Annotated in this window: 22 protein-coding genes and 1 pseudogene; 12 read left to right on the forward strand and 11 right to left on the reverse strand. The window is 59.5% G+C overall.

The genetic code is table 11. From position 1 onward, the window contains the following. Positions 1-222 (forward strand): hypothetical protein (locus tag CKW18_RS30540; RefSeq protein ID WP_218274346.1); only part of this gene is annotated, 222 nt, incomplete at its 5' end. 65 nt (positions 223-287) lie between these two features. On the opposite strand, the gene oadA is transcribed toward CKW18_RS30540, so the two are convergent. Then, positions 288-2,096, reverse strand: coding sequence for a sodium-extruding oxaloacetate decarboxylase subunit alpha (oadA, locus tag CKW18_RS10100; protein WP_095188664.1), 1,809 nt, complete (start codon positions 2,094-2,096; stop codon positions 288-290). Between the two features lie 11 nt (positions 2,097-2,107). Then, positions 2,108-3,523 carry an acetyl-CoA carboxylase biotin carboxylase subunit gene (locus CKW18_RS10105; RefSeq protein WP_095188665.1) on the reverse strand — a complete coding sequence of 472 codons (1,416 nt, stop codon included), beginning with the start codon at positions 3,521-3,523 and terminating at the stop codon, positions 2,108-2,110. Positions 3,524-3,712: 189 nt separating this feature from the next. On the opposite strand from CKW18_RS10105, the gene CKW18_RS10110 reads away from it, so the two are divergent. Then, entirely contained in the window at positions 3,713-4,675 is a 963-nt protein-coding gene (locus CKW18_RS10110; protein WP_095188666.1) for a LysR family transcriptional regulator, read from the forward strand. Here CKW18_RS10110 and CKW18_RS10115 read toward each other — a convergent pair. From CKW18_RS10115 to CKW18_RS10125, 3 genes are all read right to left on the reverse strand, one after another. Further along, positions 4,617-4,820, reverse strand: a complete 204-nt coding sequence (locus tag CKW18_RS10115) for a PA3496 family putative envelope integrity protein (RefSeq protein ID WP_095188667.1) — start codon at positions 4,818-4,820, stop codon at positions 4,617-4,619. The two genes, CKW18_RS10110 and CKW18_RS10115, sit on opposite strands and share 59 nt — an antisense overlap. Positions 4,821-5,042: 222 nt before the next feature. Continuing rightward, on the reverse strand, positions 5,043-5,909 hold the full coding sequence (gene hexR / locus CKW18_RS10120; protein ID WP_007962240.1) for a transcriptional regulator HexR: 867 nt from the start codon (positions 5,907-5,909) through the stop codon (positions 5,043-5,045). Between the two features lie 127 nt (positions 5,910-6,036). Continuing rightward, on the reverse strand, positions 6,037-8,910 hold the full coding sequence (locus CKW18_RS10125) for a bifunctional diguanylate cyclase/phosphodiesterase (protein ID WP_095188668.1): 2,874 nt from the start codon (positions 8,908-8,910) through the stop codon (positions 6,037-6,039). 256 nt (positions 8,911-9,166) lie between these two features. On the opposite strand from CKW18_RS10125, the gene uvrD reads away from it, so the two are divergent. The 3 genes from uvrD (at position 9,167) to CKW18_RS10140 (ending at position 13,069) form a co-directional block, all read left to right on the forward strand. Continuing rightward, the gene (gene uvrD / locus CKW18_RS10130) at positions 9,167-11,350 is read left to right on the forward strand and encodes a DNA helicase II (RefSeq protein ID WP_095188669.1); all 2,184 of its coding nucleotides are present in this window, start codon (positions 9,167-9,169) and stop codon (positions 11,348-11,350) included. Positions 11,351-11,647: 297 nt separating this feature from the next. Further along, the gene (locus CKW18_RS10135) at positions 11,648-12,523 is read left to right on the forward strand and encodes a Tim44 domain-containing protein (RefSeq protein WP_095188670.1); all 876 of its coding nucleotides are present in this window, start codon (positions 11,648-11,650) and stop codon (positions 12,521-12,523) included. A 138-nt stretch (positions 12,524-12,661) separates the two neighbouring features. Further along, positions 12,662-13,069, forward strand: coding sequence for an SMI1/KNR4 family protein (locus CKW18_RS10140; protein ID WP_095188671.1), 408 nt, complete (start codon positions 12,662-12,664; stop codon positions 13,067-13,069). 21 nt (positions 13,070-13,090) lie between these two features. On the opposite strand, the gene CKW18_RS10145 is transcribed toward CKW18_RS10140, so the two are convergent. After that, positions 13,091-14,854, reverse strand: a complete 1,764-nt coding sequence (locus CKW18_RS10145) for a cation:proton antiporter (RefSeq protein ID WP_095188672.1) — start codon at positions 14,852-14,854, stop codon at positions 13,091-13,093. Between the two features lie 282 nt (positions 14,855-15,136). Here CKW18_RS10145 and CKW18_RS10150 point away from each other — a divergent pair, with 282 nt between their 5' ends. Continuing rightward, on the forward strand, positions 15,137-15,619 hold the full coding sequence (locus CKW18_RS10150) for an acyl-CoA thioesterase (protein WP_003229693.1): 483 nt from the start codon (positions 15,137-15,139) through the stop codon (positions 15,617-15,619). Between the two features lie 134 nt (positions 15,620-15,753). On the opposite strand, the gene pdxY is transcribed toward CKW18_RS10150, so the two are convergent. Next, entirely contained in the window at positions 15,754-16,626 is an 873-nt protein-coding gene (gene pdxY / locus CKW18_RS10155; RefSeq protein WP_095188673.1) for a pyridoxal kinase PdxY, read from the reverse strand. A gap of 117 nt (positions 16,627-16,743) precedes the next feature. Here pdxY and CKW18_RS10160 point away from each other — a divergent pair, with 117 nt between their 5' ends. Beyond that, positions 16,744-17,157, forward strand: a complete 414-nt coding sequence (locus CKW18_RS10160; RefSeq protein WP_095188674.1) for a DUF3301 domain-containing protein — start codon at positions 16,744-16,746, stop codon at positions 17,155-17,157. Between the two features lie 68 nt (positions 17,158-17,225). Here the strand turns inward: CKW18_RS10160 and CKW18_RS10165 are convergent, their stop codons facing one another. Continuing rightward, a complete protein-coding gene (locus tag CKW18_RS10165; protein ID WP_095188675.1) occupies positions 17,226-18,191 on the reverse strand; it encodes a GTP-binding protein in 966 nt (321 codons plus the stop codon). Positions 18,192-18,218: 27 nt separating this feature from the next. Here CKW18_RS10165 and CKW18_RS10170 point away from each other — a divergent pair, with 27 nt between their 5' ends. Then, entirely contained in the window at positions 18,219-18,578 is a 360-nt protein-coding gene (locus tag CKW18_RS10170) for an NADH:ubiquinone oxidoreductase (RefSeq protein ID WP_095188676.1), read from the forward strand. Positions 18,579-18,582: 4 nt separating this feature from the next. Here CKW18_RS10170 and CKW18_RS10175 read toward each other — a convergent pair whose 3' ends face one another. Then, entirely contained in the window at positions 18,583-19,233 is a 651-nt protein-coding gene (locus CKW18_RS10175) for a DUF1826 domain-containing protein (protein WP_095188677.1), read from the reverse strand. After that, on the reverse strand, positions 19,233-20,438 hold the full coding sequence (zigA, locus tag CKW18_RS10180; protein ID WP_095188678.1) for a zinc metallochaperone GTPase ZigA: 1,206 nt from the start codon (positions 20,436-20,438) through the stop codon (positions 19,233-19,235). The genes CKW18_RS10175 and zigA overlap by 1 nt, the downstream gene beginning before the upstream one ends. Before the next feature lie 222 nt (positions 20,439-20,660). Between zigA and CKW18_RS10185 the strand changes: the two genes are divergently transcribed. Beyond that, positions 20,661-21,038: a glutamine synthetase gene (locus tag CKW18_RS10185; RefSeq protein WP_095188679.1), complete on the forward strand. Its 378-nt coding sequence runs from the start codon at positions 20,661-20,663 to the stop codon at positions 21,036-21,038. Here CKW18_RS10185 and CKW18_RS10190 read toward each other — a convergent pair. Continuing rightward, positions 21,035-22,236 (reverse strand): annotated as a pseudogene (locus CKW18_RS10190) (N-acetylmuramoyl-L-alanine amidase). The gene CKW18_RS10185 and the pseudogene CKW18_RS10190 overlap by 4 nt on opposite strands. An 84-nt stretch (positions 22,237-22,320) precedes the next feature. On the opposite strand from CKW18_RS10190, the gene folE2 reads away from it, so the two are divergent. From folE2 to CKW18_RS10205, 3 genes are read left to right on the forward strand one after another with little or no spacing between them, the layout of a single operon-like run. Further along, positions 22,321-23,217 carry a GTP cyclohydrolase FolE2 gene (folE2, locus tag CKW18_RS10195; protein ID WP_095188680.1) on the forward strand — a complete coding sequence of 299 codons (897 nt, stop codon included), beginning with the start codon at positions 22,321-22,323 and terminating at the stop codon, positions 23,215-23,217. Beyond that, complete coding sequence (locus tag CKW18_RS10200; protein WP_095188681.1) at positions 23,214-23,882, forward strand: metal ABC transporter ATP-binding protein; 669 nt, start codon at positions 23,214-23,216, stop codon at positions 23,880-23,882. The genes folE2 and CKW18_RS10200 overlap by 4 nt, the downstream gene beginning before the upstream one ends. After that, the gene (locus tag CKW18_RS10205) at positions 23,882-24,748 is read left to right on the forward strand and encodes a metal ABC transporter permease (protein ID WP_095188682.1); all 867 of its coding nucleotides are present in this window, start codon (positions 23,882-23,884) and stop codon (positions 24,746-24,748) included. Before CKW18_RS10200 ends, CKW18_RS10205 begins: the two co-directional genes overlap by 1 nt. Positions 24,749-24,752 lie beyond the last annotated feature (4 nt).

Below are 24,752 nucleotides of genomic sequence, written 5' to 3' on the forward strand. Positions count from 1 at the left end.
TTGGCACCCACCACAGGAAGGGAATCGGGTGGCGTGGGGCGTCAGATCGATCTGGAGGGCATCACCATCAGGCTTGATCGTGACGACAGAAAAGCCCTCCCAAAAAGGAAGGAAAGTATTAATATCGCGCATAAGAACGCCGGTTTGTTAGATGTGTTTGCTCGCACGAACATCATCAATCAAATCGGCGTTCTTGTTTCTGTGTTTCCCGGGATTCCGTGAAGAACCAAAAAAAAGGGGAGCACATGCCCCCCCGAGGTTTAAAGCGTTGGATCGAGGCGGTTATCTCAGCCTTCGATCTCAATCAGGATTTCGCCCGGATTGACCCGGTCGCCCTTGGCCACATGAATGGCAGTGACCTTGCCGGCAATGGCGGCCTGGACTTCGGTTTCCATCTTCATGGCTTCGGTGATCAGCACAGCCTGGCCAGCCTTGACGGTGTCGCCCTCCTTGACCAGCACATCAACGATGTTGCCTGGCATGGTGGTGCTGACATGGCCCGGTGCAGACGCTTGCTTGCGCTTGCTGCTGCCACCGCCGACGAATTCGTTGAGCGGTTCGAACACCACTTCTTCCGGCATGCCGTCGATGGACAAGTAAAAGTGACGCTTGCCTTCCGCCTTGACGCCAACACCGGTGATGTCGACGCGGTAGGTTTCGCCGTGGACGTCGATGACGAACTCGGTCGGCACACCCGCGCCGCCCGCCGACGCGACACTGCCTGGCTCTGGAATCGGCAGCAGCACTTCCGGCGTGAGGGTGCCGGCGGCACGCTCTTCGAGGAACTTGCGGCCGATGTCCGGGAACATGGCGAAGGTCAGCACGTCCTCTTCGGACTTGGCCAATGCACCGATATCGGCACGCAGCTTGGTCATTTCCGGCTTGAGCAGATCGGCTGGACGCACGTCGATGACTTCTTCGCTGCCGATGGCCTGCCGACGCAGCTTCTCGTTGACCACGCCCGGCGCCTTGCCGTAACCGCCCTGCAGGTAAAGCTTCACTTCATTAGTGATGGTCTTGTAACGCTCGCCGGCCAGCACGTTGAAGAACGCCTGCGTACCAACGATCTGCGAGGTCGGGGTTACCAGCGGCGGGAAGCCGAGGTCTTCACGCACGCGCGGGATTTCCGCCAGCACTTCGGCCATGCGGTTCAGCGCGCCCTGCTCTTTCAGCTGGTTGGCGAGGTTGGAGATCATCCCGCCCGGCACTTGGTTGACTTGCACGCGGGTATCAACGGCGGTGAATTCGCTTTCGAACTGGTGGTACTTCTTGCGCACGGCGTAGAAGTACAGGCCGATCTCTTGCAGCAGTTCCAGATTCAGACCGGTGTCGTACTCGGTGCCTTTAAGGGCAGCGACCATCGACTCGGTGCCTGGGTGGCTGGTGCCCGAGGCGAAACTGGAGATGGCGGTGTCGATGTGATCGGCGCCGTTTTCGATGGCCTTGAGCTGACACATGGTCGCCAGACCGGCGGTGTCGTGGGAGTGGATGAACACCGGCAGCGACTGCTCGGCCTTCAACGCCCGGACCAGTTCGCCAGTGGCGTACGGGGTCAGCAGACCGGCCATGTCCTTGATCGCCACCGAGTCGCAACCCATGGCTTCCATTTGCTTGGCTTGTGCCACGAAGGCGTCGATGGTGTGCACCGGGCTGGTGGTGTACGCGATGGTGCCCTGGGCGTGTTTGCCTGCCGCTTTCACCGCTTCGATGGCCACGCGCAGGTTACGCACGTCGTTCATCGCGTCGAAGATGCGGAACACGTCGATGCCGTTGACCGCTGCCTTGGCGACGAAGGCTTTGACCACGTCGTCGCTGTAGTGGCGGTAGCCCAGCAGATTCTGCCCGCGCAGGAGCATTTGCAGGCGAGTGTTAGGCAGTGCGGCGCGCAGTTGGCGCAGGCGCTCCCACGGGTCTTCTTTCAGAAAACGTACGCAGGCGTCGAACGTCGCGCCGCCCCAGCATTCCAGCGACCAGTAGCCGACTTTGTCGAGCTTGTCGCAGATCGGCAGCATGTCTTCGGTGCGCATGCGGGTGGCGAGCAGCGATTGGTGAGCGTCGCGCAGGATGGTGTCGGTGACAAAGATCTTCTTGCTCATTCTTGTATTCCTCACAGGCCTGCGTGGGCGGCGATGGCGGCGGCGATGGCCAGGGCCAGCTCTTCGGGTTTGCGCTTGATCGAGTAGTTGGTCAGTTCAGGGTGGCTTTCAACGAAGCTGGTATTGAACTGGCCGCTACGGAATTCCGGGTTGCGCAGGATTTCCTGGTAGTACGCGGCGGTGGTTTTCACACCCTGCAGACGCATGTCGTCGAGCGCACGCAGGCCACGATCCATCGCCTCTTCCCAGGTCAGCGCCCACACAACCAGCTTCAGGCACATCGAGTCGTAGTAAGGCGGAATGGTGTAGCCGGTGTAGATCGCCGTGTCGGTGCGCACGCCGGGGCCGCCGGGGGCGTAGTAGCGGGTGATCTTGCCGAAGCTTGGCAGGAAGTTGTTTTTCGGGTCTTCGGCGTTGATGCGGAACTGCAACGCGAAACCCCGGTGCTGGATGTCTTCCTGCTTCACCGACAGCGGCAGGCCGGAGGCGATGCGAATCTGTTCGCGGACGATATCGATCCCGGTGATTTCTTCGGTGATGGTGTGTTCCACCTGCACCCGGGTGTTCATCTCCATGAAGTACACCTCGCCCTCGGCGAGCAGGAACTCCACGGTGCCGGCGTTCTCGTAGCCCACCGCCTTGGCCGCACGCACCGACAGGTCGCCGATGTAGGCACGCTGTTCCGGGGTCAGTTGCGGGCTCGGGGCGATCTCGATCAGTTTCTGGTTGCGGCGCTGGATCGAGCAGTCACGCTCGAACAGGTGCACGACGTTGCCGAAGCTGTCGCCGAGGATCTGCGCTTCGATGTGCTTGGGATTGACGATGCATTTTTCCAGGAACACTTCCGCCGAACCGAAGGCCTTGGTCGCTTCGGAGATGACGCGGGGGAAGTTCTGTTCGAGTTCTTCGCGGCTGTTGCAGCGACGGATACCGCGACCGCCACCACCGGAAGTGGCTTTGAGCATCACTGGGTAACCGATGCGGTCACCTTCGGCCAACGCCTCTTCGATATCCGCGACGTTGCCTTCAGTGCCCGGCGTGACCGGCACACCGGCCTTGATCATGCTGCGGCGCGCTTCGGTCTTGTCGCCCATGCGGCGAATGACTTCTGCCGACGGGCCAATGAATTTGATTCCACGTTCGGCGCAGATGTCGGCCAGCTCGGCGTTTTCCGAAAGGAAACCGTAACCGGGGTGCAGTGCATCGCAACCGGTTTCCACGGCCAGGTTTACCAGCTTGCGCGGGTTGAGGTAACCGGCCAGTGGCTCGGCACCGATGCTGTGGGCCTCGTCCGCACGCTTCACATGCAAGGCATGCCGGTCGGCGTCGGAAAAAATCGCAACCGAGCGAATGCCCATCTCGGCGCAGGCTCGCACGATTCGTACGGCAATCTCACCACGGTTGGCGATCAGGATCTTTGTTATCACTTGGAGGTTCCCTTGAGCCGGTGGCACCACGACCTGCTAGACCCAGGTCGACGCGTGACCAAATGTTTCAATCTGGTCGCGACCCCACACTAGCGCTCACAAGGGATTAACAAAAATGAATAAAAATTGGGTTAGCCATAAGTAAAGACTTATAGTCAGCCATCATCCAGCGGCGAGAGCCTGTAGAAAATGCGTAAGTCCTTGATGCGTATGACATTACGTCAGTTGCAGATTTTCAATGAAGTGTGCGATTTGCGTTCTTACAGCCGTGCCGCCGATGAAATGTCCCTCACACAACCGGCCGTCAGCCTACAGATTCGTCAGCTGGAAGAGCTGATCGGCCAGCCATTGTTCGATTACGTTGGCAAAAAACTCTACATGACCGAAGCCGCCGAGGCACTTCAACGGGCCAGCCGGGACATTTTCGGGCGCCTGGAAAACCTCGATATGCAGCTGTCGGACATGCAGGGTTCGTTGCAGGGTCAGCTAAAACTGGCGGTGGAATCCAGCGCCAAGTATTTCGTGCCGCACCTGTTTGCCGCGTTCAAGCGCCAGCACCCGGAAGTCAATCTGCAACTGACCGTGGTCAACCGTGGCCAAGTGATTCGGCGCCTCTCGGACAACCGCGATGATCTGGTGATCATGTCGATGGTGCCGCAGGACATGGGCCTGGAGTTCCTGCCGTTTCTCAACAACCCGATTGTCGCCGCTGCACGCCCGGATCATCCGTTGGCACACATGGGACCGCTGCGTTTGCAGGATCTTGAGCCGTACACGTTGCTGATCCGCGAACCCGGCTCGGGTACACGGCTGGCCTGCGAGGAATACTTCAAAGAGAAGCGCGTGCACTTCACTCAGACCCAGGAAGTGGCCTCGGCCGAAGCCCAGCGCGAATGCGTGGTGGCGGGTCTGGGCCTGGCGCTGTTGACGCGCCACGCCCTGAACCTTGAGCTGGCGACCGGGGGACTGGTCGAGTTACCGGTCGAGGAATTGCCGCTGCTGCGTAGCTGGTGCCTGGTGCAAGCCAAAGCCAAACGACTGTCACCGGTGGCGCACGCCTTCCTGGCGTTTATCCGTAGCGAACGGGCGCAGATCAGCGCGCTGGTTGAGCGCTTCGACGGGAAGCTGCCGGTGCTGCCTGCCAGTGATTGATCTCGGGAAAATCGCCGATTTCGGCCTGAAGCTGACGGAGTTCGAAGCGATCTTCGATCGCGCGGCGAAATTCCATGCGGCGCTGGTCTTCCTGCTGACGACGGGTTTTCGCGGCGCTGTTGCGTTCTTCGTAAGGCTGAGCCATTTCGAGTCTCCCAAGGCGTTTACGGGAGTTTCACGATAGGCGTGTGGGATGACGGTTTGGCTGCGCGGGGATGACAGTGCGATGAAACTTGCGTTGTTTTCGAGGACGCCATCGCGGGCAAGCCCGCTCCCACCGGGTTGTGTGTTGATCACAGTATTTGTAAACACCACCTACCACTGTGGGAGCGGGCTTGCCCGCGATTAAGGTCGGAACGACCTTGCTTTAATCATCCAGCGCTTTCACGGCCTTGGGCGACAAGCGCAAGCTACGCAAACTGCGCTTCACGCTCTTGAGATGGTTGACCAGGCTCGGCCCACGCGCCATGGCCACACCCATCGCCAGCACGTCGATCACCACCAGGTGAGCAATGCGCGAAGTCAGCGGCGTATAGATTTCAGTGTCTTCATGCACATCGATCGCCAGGTTGACCGTCGACAGTTCCGCCAACGGCGTCTGGCTCGGGCACAACGTGATCAGCGAAGCGCCGCTCTCACGCACCAGGTTGGCGGTAATCAGCAGATCCTTCGAGCGCCCGGACTGGGAAATGCAGATCGCCACGTCGGTCGGCTTCAAGGTCACCGCCGACATCGCCTGCATGTGCGGGTCGGAATACGCCGCCGCGGTCAGCAGCAAGCGGAAGAACTTGTGCTGCGCATCCGCCGCCACCGCGCCCGACGCGCCAAAGCCGTAGAACTCGACACGTTGTGCCTGGGACATCAACGTCACCGCACGCTGCAACTCCACCGGATCGAGCTTCTCGCGAACCTCCATCAGGGTGTGCAGCGTGGTGTCGAAAATCTTCAGGCTGTAGTCGGCGACCGAGTCGTCTTCGTGGATCGCGAACTGGCCGAAGCTGGCACCGGCGGCCAGGCTCTGCGCCAGTTTCAATTTCAGATCCTGAAAACCGGAACAACCGATGGCGCGACAGAAGCGCACGATGGTCGGCTCACTGATGCCGACGCTGTGCGCCAGGTCGGCCATGGAACTGTGCATCACCGCCGCAGGGTCAAGCAGCACGTGGTCGGCGACCTTGAGCTCCGACTTGCGTAACAGGTGACGTGACTGGGCGATGTGTTGCAGCAGATTCAAGGGGCTGGACTCTTGTTATGGTCGGGGATGTAGCAAGCTTGTAGTTATACTACATGAATCGGCTTTTTGCCTGCTCAATGCGTAACTCCATGTCCCCATATCAGGCGCGATGGGGTGCATGTAGCCCTTAAAGCGGTTTTTCCTGTTCACGCAAAAGCCCGGCCAGACAGTCAGCTTCAACCGGCCGACTGATCAGATAGCCCTGCACTTCATCACAGCGTTCGGCGCATAAAAAATCCAGCTGCTCCTGGCGTTCGACCCCCTCAGCCACCACCTTCAGCGACAAGCCATGGGCCATGGCGATGATCGCGCGAGTGATCGCCGCGTCTTCACTGCCCTCGCCCAGACCGCGAATGAAGGCCTGGTCGATCTTCACGTAATCCACCGGAATGCGCTTGAGGTAACTCAGCGACGAATACCCGGTGCCAAAATCATCGATGGCCAGTTTCACCCCCAGATCACGCAACTGCTGGAAGGTCGCGATGATGTGTTCGACGCTGTCGAGCAACTGGCTTTCGGTCAGTTCCAGCTCAAGGTAGTGCGGCGCCAGGCCGGTTTCCTCCAGCACCTGCCGCACCAGACTGACCAGTTTGCCTTGGCGCAACTGATGCACAGACAGGTTCACCGAAACACGGATCGGCGCCAGCCCCTGATGCTGCCATTCGCATGCCTGCCAGCAGGCCTGACGCAGGACGAATTCGCCGATCGGGCCGATCAGACCGGTTTCCTCGGCCAACCCGATGAAGTCTCCCGGCGGCACCTGGCCCATGCTCGGATGATCCCAGCGCACCAGCGCCTCCGCCGCATTCAGGCGCCCGGTTTGCAGGCACAGCTTCGGCTGATAGAACACCTTCAACTGCTTGTCATCGATGGCTTTACGCAGCTGGTTTTCCAGCTGCAAACGCTCCAGCGTGCTGGCCTGCAAGCTCTCGGTGTAGAACTGGAAGTTGTTGCCGCCCAAGTGTTTGGCATGTTGCATGGCCATGTTCGACTGACTGACCAACGCGGAAATCTCTCGAGCATTGTCCGGTAGCATACTGATGCCTATCGAAGCACTGACCACCAACTCATGCCCTTCGACCGTCAGCGGCAGCCGCAGCTTGTTCGCCAGTCGAGTGGCAACCCGCGCCAGACTCGACAGGTTGCCGTAGGCGTCGAACAACACCGCGAATTCGTCGCCGGACAGCCGGGCGATGGTGTCCGCCTCCGGCAAGGCATTCACCAGCCGTCGCGCCATTTTCTGCAGCAACTGGTCCGCGACTTCATGCCCAAGGCTGTCGTTGAGCAATTTGAAGCGATCGAGGTTGATGTGCAGCAAGGCCAGACTGCGCCGCCCGCCTTGGCGGAACCGCTGATGCGCTTCGTGCAGGCGCTCGCGGAACAGTGAGCGATTGGCCAGCCCGGTCAATTCGTCGTAGTGAGTCAGATAGCGCATGCGCTCTTCGGATTCGCGTCGCGCGGAAAGATCGGCGAAGAAGCCAACGATATGACTGACATTTGCCCGATTATCGCGAACAGCGGTCAATTGCAGCCACTGCGGATACAACTCGCCGTTCTTGCGGGTTTCTACCAGTTCACCCTGCCAACTGCCGTGCTGCTCCAGCGCCTGGCGGATCGCGACGTAATGGCGGCGGGCATCGCGACTGCACGGCAGCTCGACGACGTTGCGCCCGAGCATGTCGTCGATGTCATAACCCGTCACACGGCTGAAAGCCTGGTTGATTGCAATCAACGAATAGTTCGGGTCGAGGATCACGATGCCCTCGCTGGCGGCTTCAAATACCGTCGCCGCCAGCCGCTGCTGCTCTTCCAGATGCTTGCTGGCGCTGATGTCACGCCGAGTGCCAAGCATACGGATCACCCGCCCGCTCTCGCTGCGCTCCACGGCGCGACCACGGTCTTCGATCCACACCCAATGGCCATCGCCATGGCGCACGCGGTATTCGATCTGATAGTCCTCGGTGCGGCCCTTCAAGTGGTCGATCAATGCGCTTTTCAGCGAAGGCACGTCTTCCGGGTGCAGCCGCGGTTTGAGGTCGCGCAGGATCGCCGTGACGTATTCCGGGGCGAGGCCGAAGAGCTCTTGAATTTGCGTGTGATGGACTTCGTCGGTTTGCAGGTTCCAGTCCCACAGCCCCAGCTCACTGGCCTTCAACGCCAGGGCCAGGCGCGCTTCGCTTTTGCTCAAGGCCTGATTGGCGACATCCCGTTCGCGACTGCGTTGAGCAACGCGGTCTTCCAGCTCGACCTGGGCTTGGAGCAACTTGCCCTCGGCACAGCGCCGGTGTTCGATTTCCTTGGCCAGCTCCTGATTGAGCTGCTCGCTGCGCGCCTGCGTTTGCTGGAGATGTTCAATCAAGTGCTGATTCTGAAAACGCCGCAGCAAGCCGCGATCAATCAATCGATTGACCTGCCACGCCACCACGCTAAGCGATCCGAGCAGAATCAGCCCAAGCCAGCCCCAGCCCCGCGCCATGTCATCGCCGCCCCAGAACAGAAATCCAATTGCCGGCAGCAGACACGGCAAGGTAAAGGACAGAAACGCCGGCAGGCTGACCGCATAGGCGACGCTGGCCGACAGCGTCGCCGCACCGATCAGGCCGAACACCCAGGCCTGCTGCATGAAGTTGTCGGCGGGTACAAGGGCGATGCCGGCTCCGGCCAGGGTCAGCCCGGTCATGGTCGAACCGATCAGGAACATGCGGAACCAGATCGGCTGGGCCTGCCGGTTGGGAATCGCCGAGTCGAACGCCGCGACCTGAATCACCCGCAACGCCACCAGCGACAACAACCACACCAGCCAGACGCTGACCACGAAGTAGCGCTGCGGGCTCCAGAGCAAACCGGCGCAGACCAGACCATTGATCAACATGAACAGCGTGGGCAACAAGGAACCCTGATACAGAAGGCGCGTACGCTCGACCGCCATTTCGACGGCATAGTGCTTGCGGATAACCCGGGGTTCCACAGAGGGGCCCGACAGTTCGGCGCTGAGGGTCATGGGCAACGTTCTTGTTCTTATAGGAGGGCGTGCGCCCGAAACGTGGACGGAGCATACACAAGCCAACCCCTTTGCCAAACTGCCCCGGATCAGAATCTGGCCGAAATTTCTCGCCGCCGTAGCGCCTGCAACCCCCGCAAAGCGAGACGGGCTGAAGCCTGTAGCCAGTGACCGACCGGTCGTCATCGGCAGCAGTTTCATCGGCTAATGCAAAGCTCGGTTTGCCCGGGCCTGCGACGCACCCTAGAATGCCCCGATGCGCGATGATCTCTCCCTTCTGCTGAACTCCCTCAACGATGCCCAACGCCAGGCCGTAGCGGCCCCCGTTGGCCGTCAGTTGGTCCTGGCCGGTGCTGGCTCCGGTAAAACCCGAGTGCTGGTGCACCGTATCGCCTGGTTGATCCAGGTCGAAAACGCCTCGCCCCACTCCATTTTGTCGGTGACCTTCACCAACAAGGCCGCTGCCGAGATGCGTCACCGCATCGAGCAGTTGCTGGGCCTTAACCCGGCCGGCATGTGGGTCGGCACCTTCCACGGCCTGGCGCACCGCTTGTTGCGGGCACACTGGCAGGAAGCGGGCTTGAGCCAGACTTTCCAGATTCTCGACAGCGATGACCAGCAAAGACTGGTCAAGCGGGTAATCCGCGAGCTGGGTCTGGACGAGCAGCGCTGGCCGGCCCGTCAGGCCCAATGGTTCATCAACGGACAGAAAGACGAAGGCCTGCGTCCGCAACACATTCAGGCCAGCGGCGACTTGTACCTGGCGACCATGCGCGGCATTTACGAAGCCTACGAGGCCGCTTGCCTGCGCGCCGGCGTCATCGACTTCTCCGAACTGCTGCTGCGCGCCCTCGACCTGTGGCGCGATCACCCGGGCCTGCTGGCGCACTATCAGAAGCGCTTCCGGCACATTCTGGTGGACGAATTCCAGGACACCAACGCCGTGCAGTACGCCTGGTTGCGCCTGCTCGGCAAGGGCGGCGACAGCCTGATGGTGGTCGGCGACGACGACCAGTCGATTTACGGCTGGCGTGGGGCGAAGATCGAAAACATCCATCAGTACTCCGCCGACTTCCCGGACGCCGTGACCATTCGTCTGGAGCAAAACTACCGCTCCACTGCCGGCATCCTCAAAGCGGCAAACGCCCTCATCGCCAACAACACCGGGCGTCTGGGCAAAGAGCTGTGGACCGACGGTGGCGACGGCGAAGCGATCAATCTGTATGCCGCGTTCAACGAACACGACGAAGCACGCTACGTTGTCGAAACCATCGAAAGCGCGCTGAAAACCGGCTTGGCTCGCAGCGATATCGCGATCCTGTACCGCTCCAACGCCCAATCCCGCGTTTTGGAAGAAGCACTGCTGCGCGAACGCATCCCGTACCGCATCTATGGTGGCCAACGCTTCTTCGAACGGGCGGAAATCAAGAACGCCATGGCCTACCTGCGTTTGCTCGAAGGTCGCGGCAACGACGCGGCACTGGAGCGGGTGATCAACGTGCCGGCCCGTGGCATCGGTGAGAAAACCGTCGAAGCGATTCGCGAGCACGCACGCCACAGCGACGTATCGATGTGGGAAGCCATGCGCCAACTGGTCGCCAATAAAGGCCTGACCGGTCGCGCGGCCGGTGCGCTGGGGGCGTTTATCGAACTGATCGAGAACCTCGCGGCCAAGTGCATGGAGATGCCGCTGCATCTGATGACTCAGACCGTCATCGAGCAATCCGGCCTCATCGCTTACCACGAAGCGGAAAAAGGCGAGAAAGGCCAGGCCCGGGTGGAAAACCTTGAGGAACTGGTCAGCGCCGCGCGCAACTTCGAGAACACCGAAGAAGACGAAGAGCTGACGCCTCTGGCGGCGTTCCTCGGCCACGCTTCGCTGGAAGCCGGCGACACTCAGGCCGACGAACACGAAGACAGCATTCAGCTGATGACCCTGCACAGCGCCAAAGGCCTGGAATTCCCTTACGTGTTCCTCGTGGGCATGGAAGAAGGCCTGTTCCCGCACAAGATGAGCCTGGAAGAACCCGGGCGTCTTGAGGAAGAGCGGCGCTTGGCCTACGTCGGCATTACCCGGGCGATGCAGAATCTGGTGATGACCTATGCTGAAACCCGACGCCTTTACGGCAGCGAGACCTACAACAAGGTCTCGCGTTTCGTCCGCGAGGTGCCGAAGGGTCTGATTCAGGAAGTACGCCTGTCGAACAGCGTCAGCCGACCGTTCGGCGGCAACCAGTCGATGAGCGGCAGCAACCTGTTCAGCGGCAGCGAGATCCCGGAAACCGGCTTCAGTCTGGGTCAGGCGGTGCGTCACTCGATCTTCGGCGACGGCGTGATCCTCAACTTCGAGGGCGCCGGGGCCCAGGCCCGGGTGCAGGTGAACTTCAGCGAAGGCAGCAAGTGGCTGATGCTGGGTTACGCGAAGCTGGAAGCGATCTGAAGCCGGTTTCGCTTTTCTGTGGGAGCGAGCCTGCTCGCGAATGAAATCGCTGCGGTTGATCTGATAGACCGCGGTGCAGCTTTCGCGAGCAGGCTCGCTCCCACAGGGTTCGGTGTTCTGACCAACAATCCCGCTGAACCTATCGACTTTTCCTACAGCCAAAAGTACAAGGCCTTATTGCCTCGACCGAGCTGAACGTAACCTGTCAGGCAAAAGCCCGAAACACTCTCTCGCTAGCCAGCAACAGTTCAGCTGTGCAACATGGCGCGCGTGTCTCCACAAACGGGAATTCCCTTTATGAAACGTTTTCTTAGCATCGCCATGGCGTTGTGCATCGGCCTGACGATGAGCCTCGACGCCAACGCCAAGCGCTTTGGTGGTGGCAAAAGCGCCGGCGCTGCGCCGACGCACCAGACCAGCCAGATGGCTCCTTCTTCTCCAGGCGTTGGCGGCGCTGCGGCGACCGCTGGTGCTGCCGGTGCCGCTGGCGCTGCTGCCAAGGCCGGCGGTGCTTCCAAGTGGCTTGGCCCTCTGGCCGGCATCGCCGCCGGCGGCCTGCTCGCTTCCATGTTCATGGGCGGCGGCTTCCAGGGCATGCAGATCTTCGACATCCTGATCATGGCCGTGATCGCGTTCGTCATCTTCCGCTTCATCGCCGCCCGTCGCCGCAAGCAGCAGGAGCATCTGGCTCCGGCCGGCGCGCCGATGCAGCGTGAAGTGTTCGAGCAAAAGCCTGCCGGCATGGGCTCGATCTTCGGTGGTTCGGCTGCACCTGCTGCCGCCCGTCCGGTAATCAACGCACCGGCCTGGTTCAACGAACAGAACTTCCTTGAAGCTGCGCGCAGCCACTTCCAGTCGCTGCAGCAGCACTGGGACGCCAACGAGATGGACAAAATCGCCGAGTTCGTAACCCCGCAAATGCTTGAGTTCCTCAAGCGTGAGCGTGCGGATCTGGGCGATGCTTTCCAGTCGACCTACATCGACAACCTCCAGGTACAACTGGACGGCGTGGATGACCGTGCGGACAAGACCATTGCCACCCTGACCTTCAGCGGTGTGTCGAAGACCTCGCGTTTCGACCAGGGCGAAGTGTTCAGCGAAAGCTGGAACATGGAACGTCCGCAGGGCGACAACCAGCCTTGGCTGGTGGCTGGTATCCGCCAGAACGGCTGATCCCCTCTGCGTTAAGCATGCGGTAACAAAAACCCCGGACTTGTCCGGGGTTTTTCTATTTCGCGGTTGCATCTATAGCAAGCTACTGTATAAACCGGCCCATATAAACCGCGCCATTCAAGCAAGAGGATCCCGGACGTGGAAGAAATCATCGAACAACTGCGCGACGCCAACGAACCGGTACCGGTTCCCCTGGAGTTGCCTGACGAAGATCTGCTGGTCGAAATCGAAGAACAACTGTTCATCGATATTCCGTTTGTCTTCAGAGAGTTTTTGCTGACAGTCAGCGACGTGGTTTACGGTAGCCTGGAGCCGGTAACTGTCACCGACCCGCAATCGCACACCTACTTGCCGGATGTCGCCGCCAACGCTTGGGATGCCGGCGTGGATCGCAGCCTGATTCCAATCTGCCAGGACGGCGATGATTACTACTGCGTCGAAGAAGATGGCACGGTGGTGCTGTGGCAGGCTGAAGAAGAACTGATTGCCGAAGAAACGTGGGAGTCGGTGTGGCATTGGGCGCGGGACGTCTGGCTGGAAAGCTGATCAGCCAAACGCCCCAGATGGTCAATGCCCCGATGACTCCTTATGGTTGTCGAGGGTTTCCAGCAAGGCCACCTGCATCCGCGTATGCACGCGGATGAACCAGCGCCAGAGCAACGCCGCCACGGCGGCCGCCACCACGGCAATCAGCACCAGCAACTTGTTAGTCGGCAAGATACTGGCCGACAAGGCTGCCAACAGCAGGAAAATCACCAGCAGCGAGAGAATCGGGATCACTTCGGAGATCACCCGGCGCACTCGCTGCGTGTGCCGCCCGGCCATCTCAGGCTTCACGCCCATCTCCGCCAGCAACATCGACAGCGCCTTGAGCTTGCGATACGCCGCGATCAAGAACGGCAACGACACCAGCAGCGCCCCGCCCCAGATCAACGCCTTCTGCCAGCTCGGGTCACTGATCCAGTCTTGCAGCGACAGCGAGATACGCTCGGCGAAGTAAGCCCCGCTGAAGAAGATCGCAATCACCAGTGCCAGATTGACCCCCACCTGCAACAGAATTCGTCGGATCATCGACGCCAGCATGGCGCTCTCGCCTTGCGGCTGGATGCTGCGCAACCATTCGCCGTACATTCCGAGCACCCTTGCCAGAGGCTTGGGCATGGCGGCAGACAGCTTGATCGACAGCGGATCCGCCGCGCGAATCAGGTAAGGCGTCAGCAACGTGGTGATCACCGACACCGCCACGGCGACCGGATACAGGAAGTTGCTGGTGACCTGCAGCGTCATGCCCAGCGCAGCGATGATGAAGGAAAATTCGCCGATCTGTGACAGCCCCATCCCGACCCGCAGTGAGGTGCGTCCGTCATTGCCGGCGATAAAGGCTCCGAGCCCGCAAGACAACATCTTGCCGAGCACCACGGCGACGGTGATCACCGCAATCGGCCACGCGTATTGCAGCAGGATCATCGGATCAAGCATCAGGCCGATGGCGACGAAGAAGATGGCGCTGAACAGATCACGAACCGGCTCGATCAGCCGTTCGATTTTCAGTAGTTGCCGCGACTCGGCCATGATTGCGCCGATCAGGAATGCCCCCAGTACCATGCTGTATTCGAGCTTGACTACCAGCAGGCAGAAGCCGAAACACAGGCCCAGCACGGTGATCAGCAGCATCTCGTTGCTGTCGAATTTGGCCACATAAGCCAACAGTCGCGGCACCAGCAGAATGCCGATCACCAGCGCGACAATCATGAACAGCGACAGCTTGCCGACCGTGGAAAACACTTCGCCGGAGCTGACGGTGCCGCTGACCGCAATACTCGACAGCAAGGCAATGATGCCGATGCCGAGGATGTCCTCGACGATCAAGACGCCGAAGATCAACTGCGCGAAGCGCTCGTTCTTCATCTTCAGATCGTTGAGTGCCTTGACGATGATGGTGGTCGAGGAAATCGCCAGAATCGCGCCGAGGAACAGCGAATCCATGGTGTTCCAGTCGAACCAGCGGCCGATTTCGTAGCCAATCCAGATCATCAGCACGATTTCGAGGAACGCCGCGATAAACGCCGTGGCGCCGACCTTGAACAACTTGCGCAGGCTGAATTCGAGCCCGAGGCAGAACATCAGGAAGATCACCCCCAGCTCGGCAAGGGTCTTGATGGTTTCTTCGTCGTGGATCAGGCCGAAAGGCGGGGTGTGCGGGCCGATGATGAAGCCGGCGACGATGTAGCCGAGCACTACCGGCTGCTTGAAACGGTGAAACAGAACGGTCACCACACCCGCGACCAACATGATGACTGCCAGGTCCTGAATAAAGCTGATGGCATGCATGGCGTGGGCTCCTTGAATGACGAGGCTCGCGGTCAGACATCAGAAAAATCTGAGCGAGCCGGGTAAAAATCCGCTTTTCGTGTGGGAAATTGCCCTTGAGGCGGGCTTTTGCAGGGTAACACCGCGACTTCCGGCTGGAAGGCAGTGCAATATAAGGAAACAGATCGATACCGGCGTGACGGCAGCCACTCGCCCGGCGTCCCGATAACGGTGCTTTTGAAAAGCGACCAGGCACCCCGCAGAGGTGCTTCCAGCAAACCAGCCTTGATCCGTGAGAACGTTATGGAACCCGGAAACGCCCAGCTGTCGATGACGGTACTGATGACCCCCGACATGGCCAATTTTTCTGGCAATGTCCACGGCGGCACCCTTCTCAAATACCTCGATGAAGTGGCCTACGCCTGCGCGAGCCGCTATGCCGGCCGCTACGTGGTGACGCTGTCGGTGGATCAGGTGATTTTCCGCGAGCCGATTCACGTCGGCGAACTGGTGACGTTCCTCGCTTCGGTCAACTACACCGGCAACACCTCGATGGAAGTCGGTATCAAAGTGGTGACCGAAAACATCCGCGAGCGGTCGGTACGCCACACCAATAGCTGCTTCTTCACCATGGTCGCGGTCGACGATCAGCGAAAACCGGCCGCCGTGCCGCCGCTACAACCGCAGAACAGCGAAGACAAGCGCCGATATATGCAGGCCCAGCAACGCCGGCAGATTCGTCAGGAGCTGGAAAAGCGTTATCAGGAAATAAAAGGCGACGCCTGATCAGCCTTTGGAAGGATGTCGCTTTATCGATAGCCTTCGCGAGCAAGCCCGCTCCCACATTAATCGCAGTCCTCCCATGAGAACGCGGTTGAATGTGGGAGCGGGCTTGCTCGCGAATGGGGGGCGACGCGATCTTACAGACTGATCGCGGTGGCCTCGAACTTCACCCGCGGATGCGCAATCCGATCCTGCGCCCGCACCAGTTGCAGCTCATAACTGGCGCATGCCTGGGTCTCCAACAGCACTTCATGCACCGCGGCTGCTGTGAACTCGAACGCCGCCACCAGACTGTCCCCGAGCAGCACCCGCGCCAGAAACAGGCCAGACGTCAGATCGCCCACGCCCACCGGCTGACGCGGAAACGCCAACAACGGACGACGCAGATGCCAGCTCTGGTCAGCCGTTACCAACAACATCTCGAAACCATCGGCCGGTTTGCCCGGGTAGTCCAGATGCTTGACCAATACCGCTTTCGGCCCGCGCGCCAGAAGAGCCCGCGCCATCGCCAGGCAATCGAACAGCGATTGCGGCTTGCGCCCGGAGAAGCTGTCCAGCTCCAACTGGTTCGGGCACATGAAGTCGGCCACGGCCGCCGCCTCGTCCAGCAGGAAATCGCTGACTTCCGCCGGCACGCTGCAACCCTTCTCCGGGTGGCCCATCACCGGGTCGCACAAATACAAAGCTTTCGGATTGACCGATTTGATCCGCGCCACGCCGCTGAGAATCGCCCGGCCCTGCGCCGCGCTGCCGAGATAACCGGACAACACTGCATCGCAGTTGCCCAGCTCGCCAATGGCCGCAATGCCTTCAACCAACTCGGGAATCTGTTGCGGCGCCAACACTTCGCCGGCCCACTGGCCGTACTGGGTATGGTTGGAGAACTGCACCGTGTTAAGCGGCCAGACATTCACCCCGACCCGCTGCATCGGAAATACTGCGGCGCTGTTGCCGGCGTGGCCGAACACCACATGGGACTGAATGGCGAGCAGATGAGGCGTACGTTTCATTCGGGTTTTTCCGTAAAACGATTGAAATTCAAGCCGCGCAGTATGCGACGAAACGCAGCCTGTACGACAGACCGGCGACGCAGTTAAGCTGACGCCATCTTTTGGAGTTCCTTGTTGATGCTGACCCTCGAAAACATCTTCGTGCTGATGCTGTTCGCCGCTGCCGGCGCGTGGCTTTGGCACAACCACGGCTTGCGCGAGCGGGCGCTGGAGCGGGTCAAACAGCATTGCATCAACGTCGGCGTGGAGCTGCTGGACGGTAACGTCGCATTGAAGAAGATCGGCTTGATCAAGGATGCCAGCGGTCGACGACGCCTGGCGCGGATCTATACCTTCGAGTTCACCGTGACCGGCGAAACCCGGCACAACGGCACCATTACTCAGTTCGGTGCCCACAGTGCGCAGATCGAACTGGCGCCCTACCCGGCACCGTTCGACGATACGCCGCCGGTGGTCGAGGTTCACAAGCCACGCGCCGAAGTCATCGAGCTCAGTCAATGGCGGCAGGAACATACCAAGTGGAAACCCTGAAAGATTAAAAGATCGGCAGCGTCTGGTTCCCCCTGTAGGAGCTGCCGCAGGCTGCGATCTTTTGATCCTCAACCCACTCGACAACCCGATATCGCCCTCTGCAAAACACCAACCTCCTGCGCCTCACCGAAAATCAGCTCAATCCGTGAATCCCGCCGCCATTCACTCGACTGCCAATCCAGCTCGGCATTATCCAGCGCGTTCGCCGAGACCCAGTCATCAGCGCTGTGGATAACCAGCTTCGCCCTCTTCCAGACAAGGCTCTCCAGCCAGGCTGCAACGCTTTGGCGGTCGAATATCTGACTCGGATGCCAACGCCAACCCACGCTCCAACCGCCGTCTTGCGCCTGACTCAGGCAAATCGGCACCGACGGATCGCTCCAGACTGCCGGGATCTGTGCCAATCCCTTCGGCACAATCAAGTTATCCACAGCCGTCACCGCTTTCGCCCTTACCCCCGGCAATTCGCTCACGGGCAATTGCGCTTGCTGCGTCCAGATCAGCCTGACTTTAGGTAATTGTCGGGTGATTTCATTGCGCACCGATTCATCAAGGTTTTCAGACTTGTTCAGCAGCAATAAACCGGCACTGGTCAACGCTTCCTGTTGTGCGGCCGGCAACGGTTTCCCCGCTTGGAGCGCTTGGGCGTCCAGCACCAGAACACACGGCTGAACGGCCAGCACACCCCGCCAAGGCGCCTCGCTCAACTGCTTGATGAGTTGCGCCGGATGACCCAATCCGGACGGCTCGATAAACAACCGATCCGGCTTCGCCTTGCGCAGTAAACGGCCGAGGCCGATCTGAAACGGCGCACCATTGACGCAACACAAGCAGCCCCCGGCCACTTCACCCAGTGCGATACCATCGCCGTCGCGGCTCAGCAGCGCGGCGTCGAGGCCGATCTGGCCGAACTCATTAATCAGCACCGCCCAGCGTTCGCCTTCCGGGCGTTGCGCCATGAGATGGCGGATCAGGCTGGTCTTGCCGGCGCCTAACGGACCTGCGATGACATGAGTAGGAATGTTCTGCAACATGGTGGGTATTTTCTGAGGAGGTCGAAGATGCGTTGGATGGGATGGTCGTTGCTGTTGATGGTGGTGGTGTCGAGCAAAGTGTTGGCCCAAGCCTGTGTGGTGCACAGTCAGGGCGAGCGGGTCGACGTCAAAGTCTGCCAGCAGAACCGCAACATCCCGGAAAAACTGTTCAACGACGGCTTCTGCCAGCCAACGCTGGCCGGTCAGAAAGTCGACGTGCAGTACGTCGATCAATGCCCGACCGGTGCCTTCGGCGTTTGCAGCAACGCGCAAGTCGCCAATATGCCCTATCGCCAGGACATCCACTATTACGGCGTGGCCACTGATGCTGCCTATTTGCAGCCGTACTGCGAAGGCCAAAGCCAAGGCGCATGGCTCAAGCCTTGAGGCGTTAGCCGAGCCAGTCGAGGGTCAAGATCAGCCGACGCTCGCCGGACGCCAGTTGCGGGGAGCGATGGATGAGGCCGAAGCCTTCATTGCCGTGCCATTTTTCACCTTTCAATAACGCCACATCAGCGCTTTTGAGTTGCTGGACCTGCCCTGCTTCCTGCGGCTCGGCGTTTGCCTGGCCCAGTTGCTGACGATCCATTGCACCTTCCCTGAGCCACTGGCTGCCGACTCCGGCATAGGTGGTGATCAGGCGCACGGGCACATGATCGACGTGAAAACGTGGGCACATCGCTTTATCCAGCACCCGCAGGCGCAGGCCGATACGCCGGGCGCCGAGCAGACAGGCGAAGGCGCTGACGAGCCATCCAATATCAGCGATAAACCCTTCATAGCCTTGTAGATCGCGAAATCCCAAGGCTAGCCCGGTGAGATCCGGTTCGGCCTCTTCGTCGGGTAACTCCAGGCACAGCGACTCGGCCAGGGACTCGTTGAGCGAAAGCAGGAGACTGGCGAAATCAGCGATATGCAATGGCAGTTGTCGCTGCCAGATGCTCAGGTTGACGTCGTCCTCAAGGATTCCCGTCAGCACTTTGGGTGTCGCTCCCTGATGCTGATAACGCGTGCGATTTTGCTGGAGACTCAGTGCGAGCATCACGCCACCTCTTCGTGCCAAGGGCCGAACGGATCCGGCAGCAATCGCCAGCCTTCAACGCCGATCGCCATTTCATCATCGGTTAGCAGGCAGCCATCGAGTTCGGCAGAAAGCTGTACGAAATCGATGTTCTGTCCGATGAACACCAACTCCTGACGACAATCTCCGACACTCGGCGTCCAGTTTCCCATGATGGCGGCGGTGCTTTCCTGATCCTCCGGCCATTGGTTTTTCTCCACAAACCGCCACCAGCGCCCGGCAAAACCATGGCGCATCAAACCGCCGGCCTGCGACCAACTGCCTGCGTCCGTGGGCTTGCTCGCCAACCAGAAGAAACCTTTGGAGCGCAGCAGTTTGCCGTTCAGCCATGGGCGGTCGATGAAGCTGAAGAAACGCTGCGGGTGAAAAGGCCGACGCGCGCGGTAGGCGGTGGAAGCAATGCCGTACTCCTCGGTTTCCGCGACGTGCTCACCGCGCAACTCCTGCAGCCAGCCGGGTGCTTGCGCGGCTTTTTCGAAGTCGAAACGGCCAGTGTTGAGGATCTTCTCCAGCGGCACTTCGCCCATCACCATCGGGATAATTTCAGCTTGGGCGTTAAGGCGCTGGAGGATGGCGATCAGCTCCTCACGCTCACGCTGGCTGATCAGATCGATCTTGCTGATGAGCAGCACGTCAGCAAACTCGATTTGCTCGATCAGCAAGTCGGTAATGGAGCGTTCGTCCTCTTCGCCGAGGGTTTCACCGCGAGAGGCGAGGCTTTCGGCAGCCTGGTAGTCGAGCAGGAAATTCACGCCGTCGACTACAGTGACCATGGTGTCGAGACGAGCTACGTCGGCGAGGCTTTGCCCCTCTTCATCGCGAAAGGTGAAGGTCTCTGCCACTGGCAGCGGCTCGGAAATGCCGGTGGATTCGATGAGCAAGTAATCGAAACGCCCTTCTCGGGCCAGTTTGCTGACTTCTTCGAGCAAGTCTTCACGTAACGTACAGCAGATACAGCCGTTGCTCATTTCGACAAGTTTTTCTTCCGCGCGGTTCAGGCTGACATCACGCTGGACTTCGCTGCCATCGATGTTGATCTCGCTCATATCATTGACGATTACCGCGACGCGCAAGCCGTCGCGATTACGTAGTACGTAATTCAAAAGTGTACTTTTTCCGGCGCCGAGAAATCCGGAAAGAACGGTCACTGGCAGTACGGCTGACATTGGATAATCCTCTTCAGGTAGCAACCAATCTGCGCTTTTGCGTAGCGCGTGGCGTTCTGGGCTTCATACGACGGTTCGCAGAAGGTAAACGCTTGAAATCGGCTGGATCAGGCTAAGTTCTAATTTATGTTATAGTATAACAATGTGAATTAGCCAGCCTTGCTCTTGCTCTTACAGATGAAGAGTTGGAAGCTGCCATCAGTCCGCCGCGTGGAAAAGGTCATGAAACATCCGCTGAAACGCTTGGTTTTTAGCCTTGCACTGGTGGCCGCTACTGGCGCTTGGGCACAGGTCCCCGCGCTCGCTACCTGTACGCACAGCGCCAATCTGCTGGCCTGTGTGGATGCTGAAGGCAATGCATACAGCGTCAACACGATCGGCAACACGCTTTACCTGCGCGGTTTCGAAAAGGTTGGTCAACGCTACTGGGCGCAAACCAACAGTCGATTCGGTCAACTGACGTTCTTCACCGGTATCGCTTCCGACGGTGAGGCATGGGTGGGCTACACCCGCCGAGTGGGTTGGACAACCATCAACCGCTTCTCCAGCTCGGGAGGTAACAGCGCGAAATTCACTTGTAGCCGATTGACCGGCTGTTAGACCTGGGCTTTTTGTTGCTCCCGCTGCCAGGCCATGTAGCTGTCGACCGGCGGATTCTTTTGAAAGTAGCGCTGCAAACCCTCGAACAAACCATCGGCGACGGTTTGCTGATGCCTAGCCTTGACCAATCGCTGGCTGTCGCGGGCATTGGAAATGAAGCCGGTTTCCACCAGGATCGATGGCACATCCGGTGACTTGAGCACGGCAAACCCCGCCTGTTCCACGCGCTTCTGATGCAGTGTGGTGATGCCGGCCAGACTGCCGAGAATCGTACTTCCCAGCTGTAAACTCGCAGCGATGGTGGCGTTCATCGACATGTCGAGGATTACACCCGCGAGCATCGGATCCTTGTCCTTCAGATTTAACAGGCTGGTCGCACCGAACAGATCTGCGCCGTTCTCGCGCTGCGCCATGAAGCGCGCAGTCGCCGAGGTCGCGCCGCCTTCAGAAAGGCAGTACACCGAGGCACCCGAAGCCGTCAGTCGTGGAGCCGCATCGGCATGCACCGAGATAAACATGTCAGCCTTGTGCCGACGGGCGATCTCTACGCGCTTGCGCAACGGCACAAAGAAGTCGTCATTTCGCACCAGTTTCACGTCGAAACCTTTCTCTTTTTTCAGGCGTTTGGCGAGCAACCGGGCGATGGACAGCACGACATCTTTCTCCCGCTCACCTTTCGCCCCAACCGCGCCGGGATCTTTTCCACCATGGCCAGGATCAACGACAACGATGATGTCGCGCTGCGGATGAGCTCTATTCTGAGGTGTTTCACGTGGAACCTTTGGTGTCGGGGTGGCCTGACTTGCACTAACCAGATCCAGCACCAAGCGATTCCCCTGCCCATCCTGTGGCGGCAAAAGGAAACTGTTTAGCCGCACCGGAGCACTCAGATCGAGAACAATGCGCGTATCGCCCTGAGCAAAACGTCCAGATCGAATCGAGCGAATCACCGTGTTGCCGAGTGCCAATTGGTTGAAGCCCCCTCCAGACTGGCTCCGCTCACATCTATGATCAACCGTTCGGGGGCACTGAGACTGAAGGTTTTGTAGCGAACCGGGCCGCTTAAATCGAACACCAATCGCAGTTTTTCATCCGAGCGCCAGAGTCGCGCATTGCGGATCTGTGTGGCTGAGGCATTAAAAGGGAGAGCCAGCGCTGCGCTGGCGAGGATCAGATTAAGCAATTGGCGTCTGTGCATATGAAAGCCTGTTCATGAAAAAGGCATCGTGATTTGAATTGTTATAATGTAACATTCAATTCAATCAACACGATGGTCCCGAACATGAATTCGCTGACACTTCCGGATATCGCTGCGCAGGCTTCCCGCCAGGCTTTGCCACTCGAGTGGGTGGGTATGCGCGGCATCGCGTTACCAATCCTGTTAGAGGGCCAACGACTGAATGCCAAGGTCGATGCCGGTGTCAGCCTTGATGAGAGCGAGGCACGCGGCATTCATATGTCGCGACTGTATTTAGCACTGGAAGCCCTTGAGCAGGACAACCTTTGCCCCGCTCTGCTGCGTTATGTATTGCAACGTTTCGTTGATAGCCATGAAGGTTTATCCAAGAGCGCATACCTCAATATCAATACCGAGTTGCTACTGAAAAGGCCTGCGCTGATCAGCCCTTTGGCCGGTTGGAAATCGTATCCAGCGACAATCTCAGCCAGCCTGAAAAACGAAGTGTTCCACGTGGAACTCAAAATCGATGTGCCCTATTCCTCGACTTGCCCATGCTCCGCGGCACTCGCTAGGCAGCTGATCCAGCAACAATTCATCGACGATTTCGCCAATCAACCCCTGCAACACGCCGATGTTTTGGCCTGGCTCGGTTCAACCCAAGGGATCGTTGCGACACCCCATAGCCAACGCAGTACCGCGCAACTGCACGTTCATCTAGACGAATTTATTGATGAGCTGTCACTCGGTGCGATCATCGATGATGCCGAAGCAGCCCTCGGTACCGCGGTACAAACCGCAGTCAAACGCGCCGACGAACAAGCCTTCGCCCTCGCCAACGGGCAGAACCTGATGTTCTGCGAAGACGCCGCGCGTCGACTGAATCTCGCCCTGCGTCGCTCTCCCGGCGTCAGCGCTTTCCATCTGCGGGTGATTCACGCCGAAAGCCTGCACGCCCATGACGCGGTTGCCGAAAGCCAATGGCAGCGGGAGCAAGAATGATCCGCTGCCAATCCCTGATCTGGGGCGCACCGGGTCAACCGCTGACCTCGCCCCTGCACCTGGAACTCGACAGCGGCAGCCTGACGGCAATTATCGGCGCCAATGGTTGCGGTAAAAGCAGCCTGTTGAAAGTCATCGCCGGGCTGCAAAAGCCTTTGGCAGGAAAGGTGACGCTAAGCGTTCCACGGCAAAGCGGCTTGTCCTTCCTCCCCCAACAGCAACACCTTGATCGCCAGTTCCCAATCAACCTGGAAGAGTTGGTGGCTGCCGGTTTCTGGGGACGAAGACTGTCGACGCAATTGCGCTCCCAGCGCCTCGCAGCCGCACTGGAAAACTGGCATCTGAGCGGACTCGGCCACCGCCCATTAATGGCGTTGTCCGGCGGTGAACTGCAACGCGCCCTGCTCGCTCGATTGAGTCTGACTGACTCACCTGTTCTGTTGCTCGACGAACCCCACGCCGCACTTGATGAACTTGGCCAACAGTTGCTCTGGCAACACATCCACGCCTGGCATGCCGAAGGTCGAACACTGGTTGTGGTTTGCCATGACCTCGGCGCCGTCCGCCAACACATCCCTGAAACGCTGCTGATCAAAAACAGAGACTGTGTATTCGGCGCAAGCGCAGATCTCATCGTGCAATCACCTCACACGCAGGTGGCCTGATGCTTGACGTCGCTCACCTCTGGCAACCATTCAACGAGTTCGTCTTCATGCGTCGCGCGCTGCTCGGCGGCCTGGTGTTGGCGTGCAGCACGGCACCACTGGGTGTGTTTCTGATCCTGCGGCGCATGAGCCTGATCGGTGACGCCGTCGCCCACGGCATCCTCCCCGGCGCCGCATTGGGCTTCTGGTTTGCCGGCCTGAGTCTGCCCGCACTGACACTCGGCGGCCTCGGTGCAGGCCTGAGCATGGCCGGCCTCGCCGCGTGGATCACCCGCCGCACAGGTTTGCGCGAAGACGCCAGCCTCGCCGCGATCTATCCCATATCGCTGGCCAGCGGCGTGCTGATTCTCGGCATCGCCGGCAAACGCCTCGACTTGTTACACCTGCTGTTCGGCTCGGCATTGGCCGTCGACGGTCCTACCCTCAATGGCATGTTGTGGGTCTCAGCGTTCAGCCTGATCGCCATGCTGCTGATCTACAAACCGCTGCTGCTCGACACCCTCGACCCGCTGTTCTTAAGAACGGTCAGCCGCCTCGGCCCACTCGCTCACGGTTTATTTCTGACCTTGGTTGTGTTGAATCTGGTGATCGGATTTCAGGCGATCGGCGCGTTGATGGTGGTCGGATTGATGATGCTGCCCGCCGCAGCATCTCGATTCTGGAGTCGTCGATTGCCGATCCTGATTGCCATCGCGGCAGTCATAGGTTGCCTCTCAGTGTGGTTCGGCTTGCTCCTCTCTTTTTATTACTCGCTGCCCAGCGGGCCAGCCATCGTGTTGGTCGCTGGTACGGGTTATCTGCTGTCCGTGGTGTTTGGGCCGGTACACGGTTTGCTGCGCCGCCCACCTTTGCTCACATCCCAATGAGGTG

This window comes from Pseudomonas sp. Irchel 3E19 (assembly GCF_900187585.1).
Classification (GTDB): Bacteria; Pseudomonadota; Gammaproteobacteria; order Pseudomonadales; family Pseudomonadaceae; genus Aquipseudomonas; species Aquipseudomonas baetica.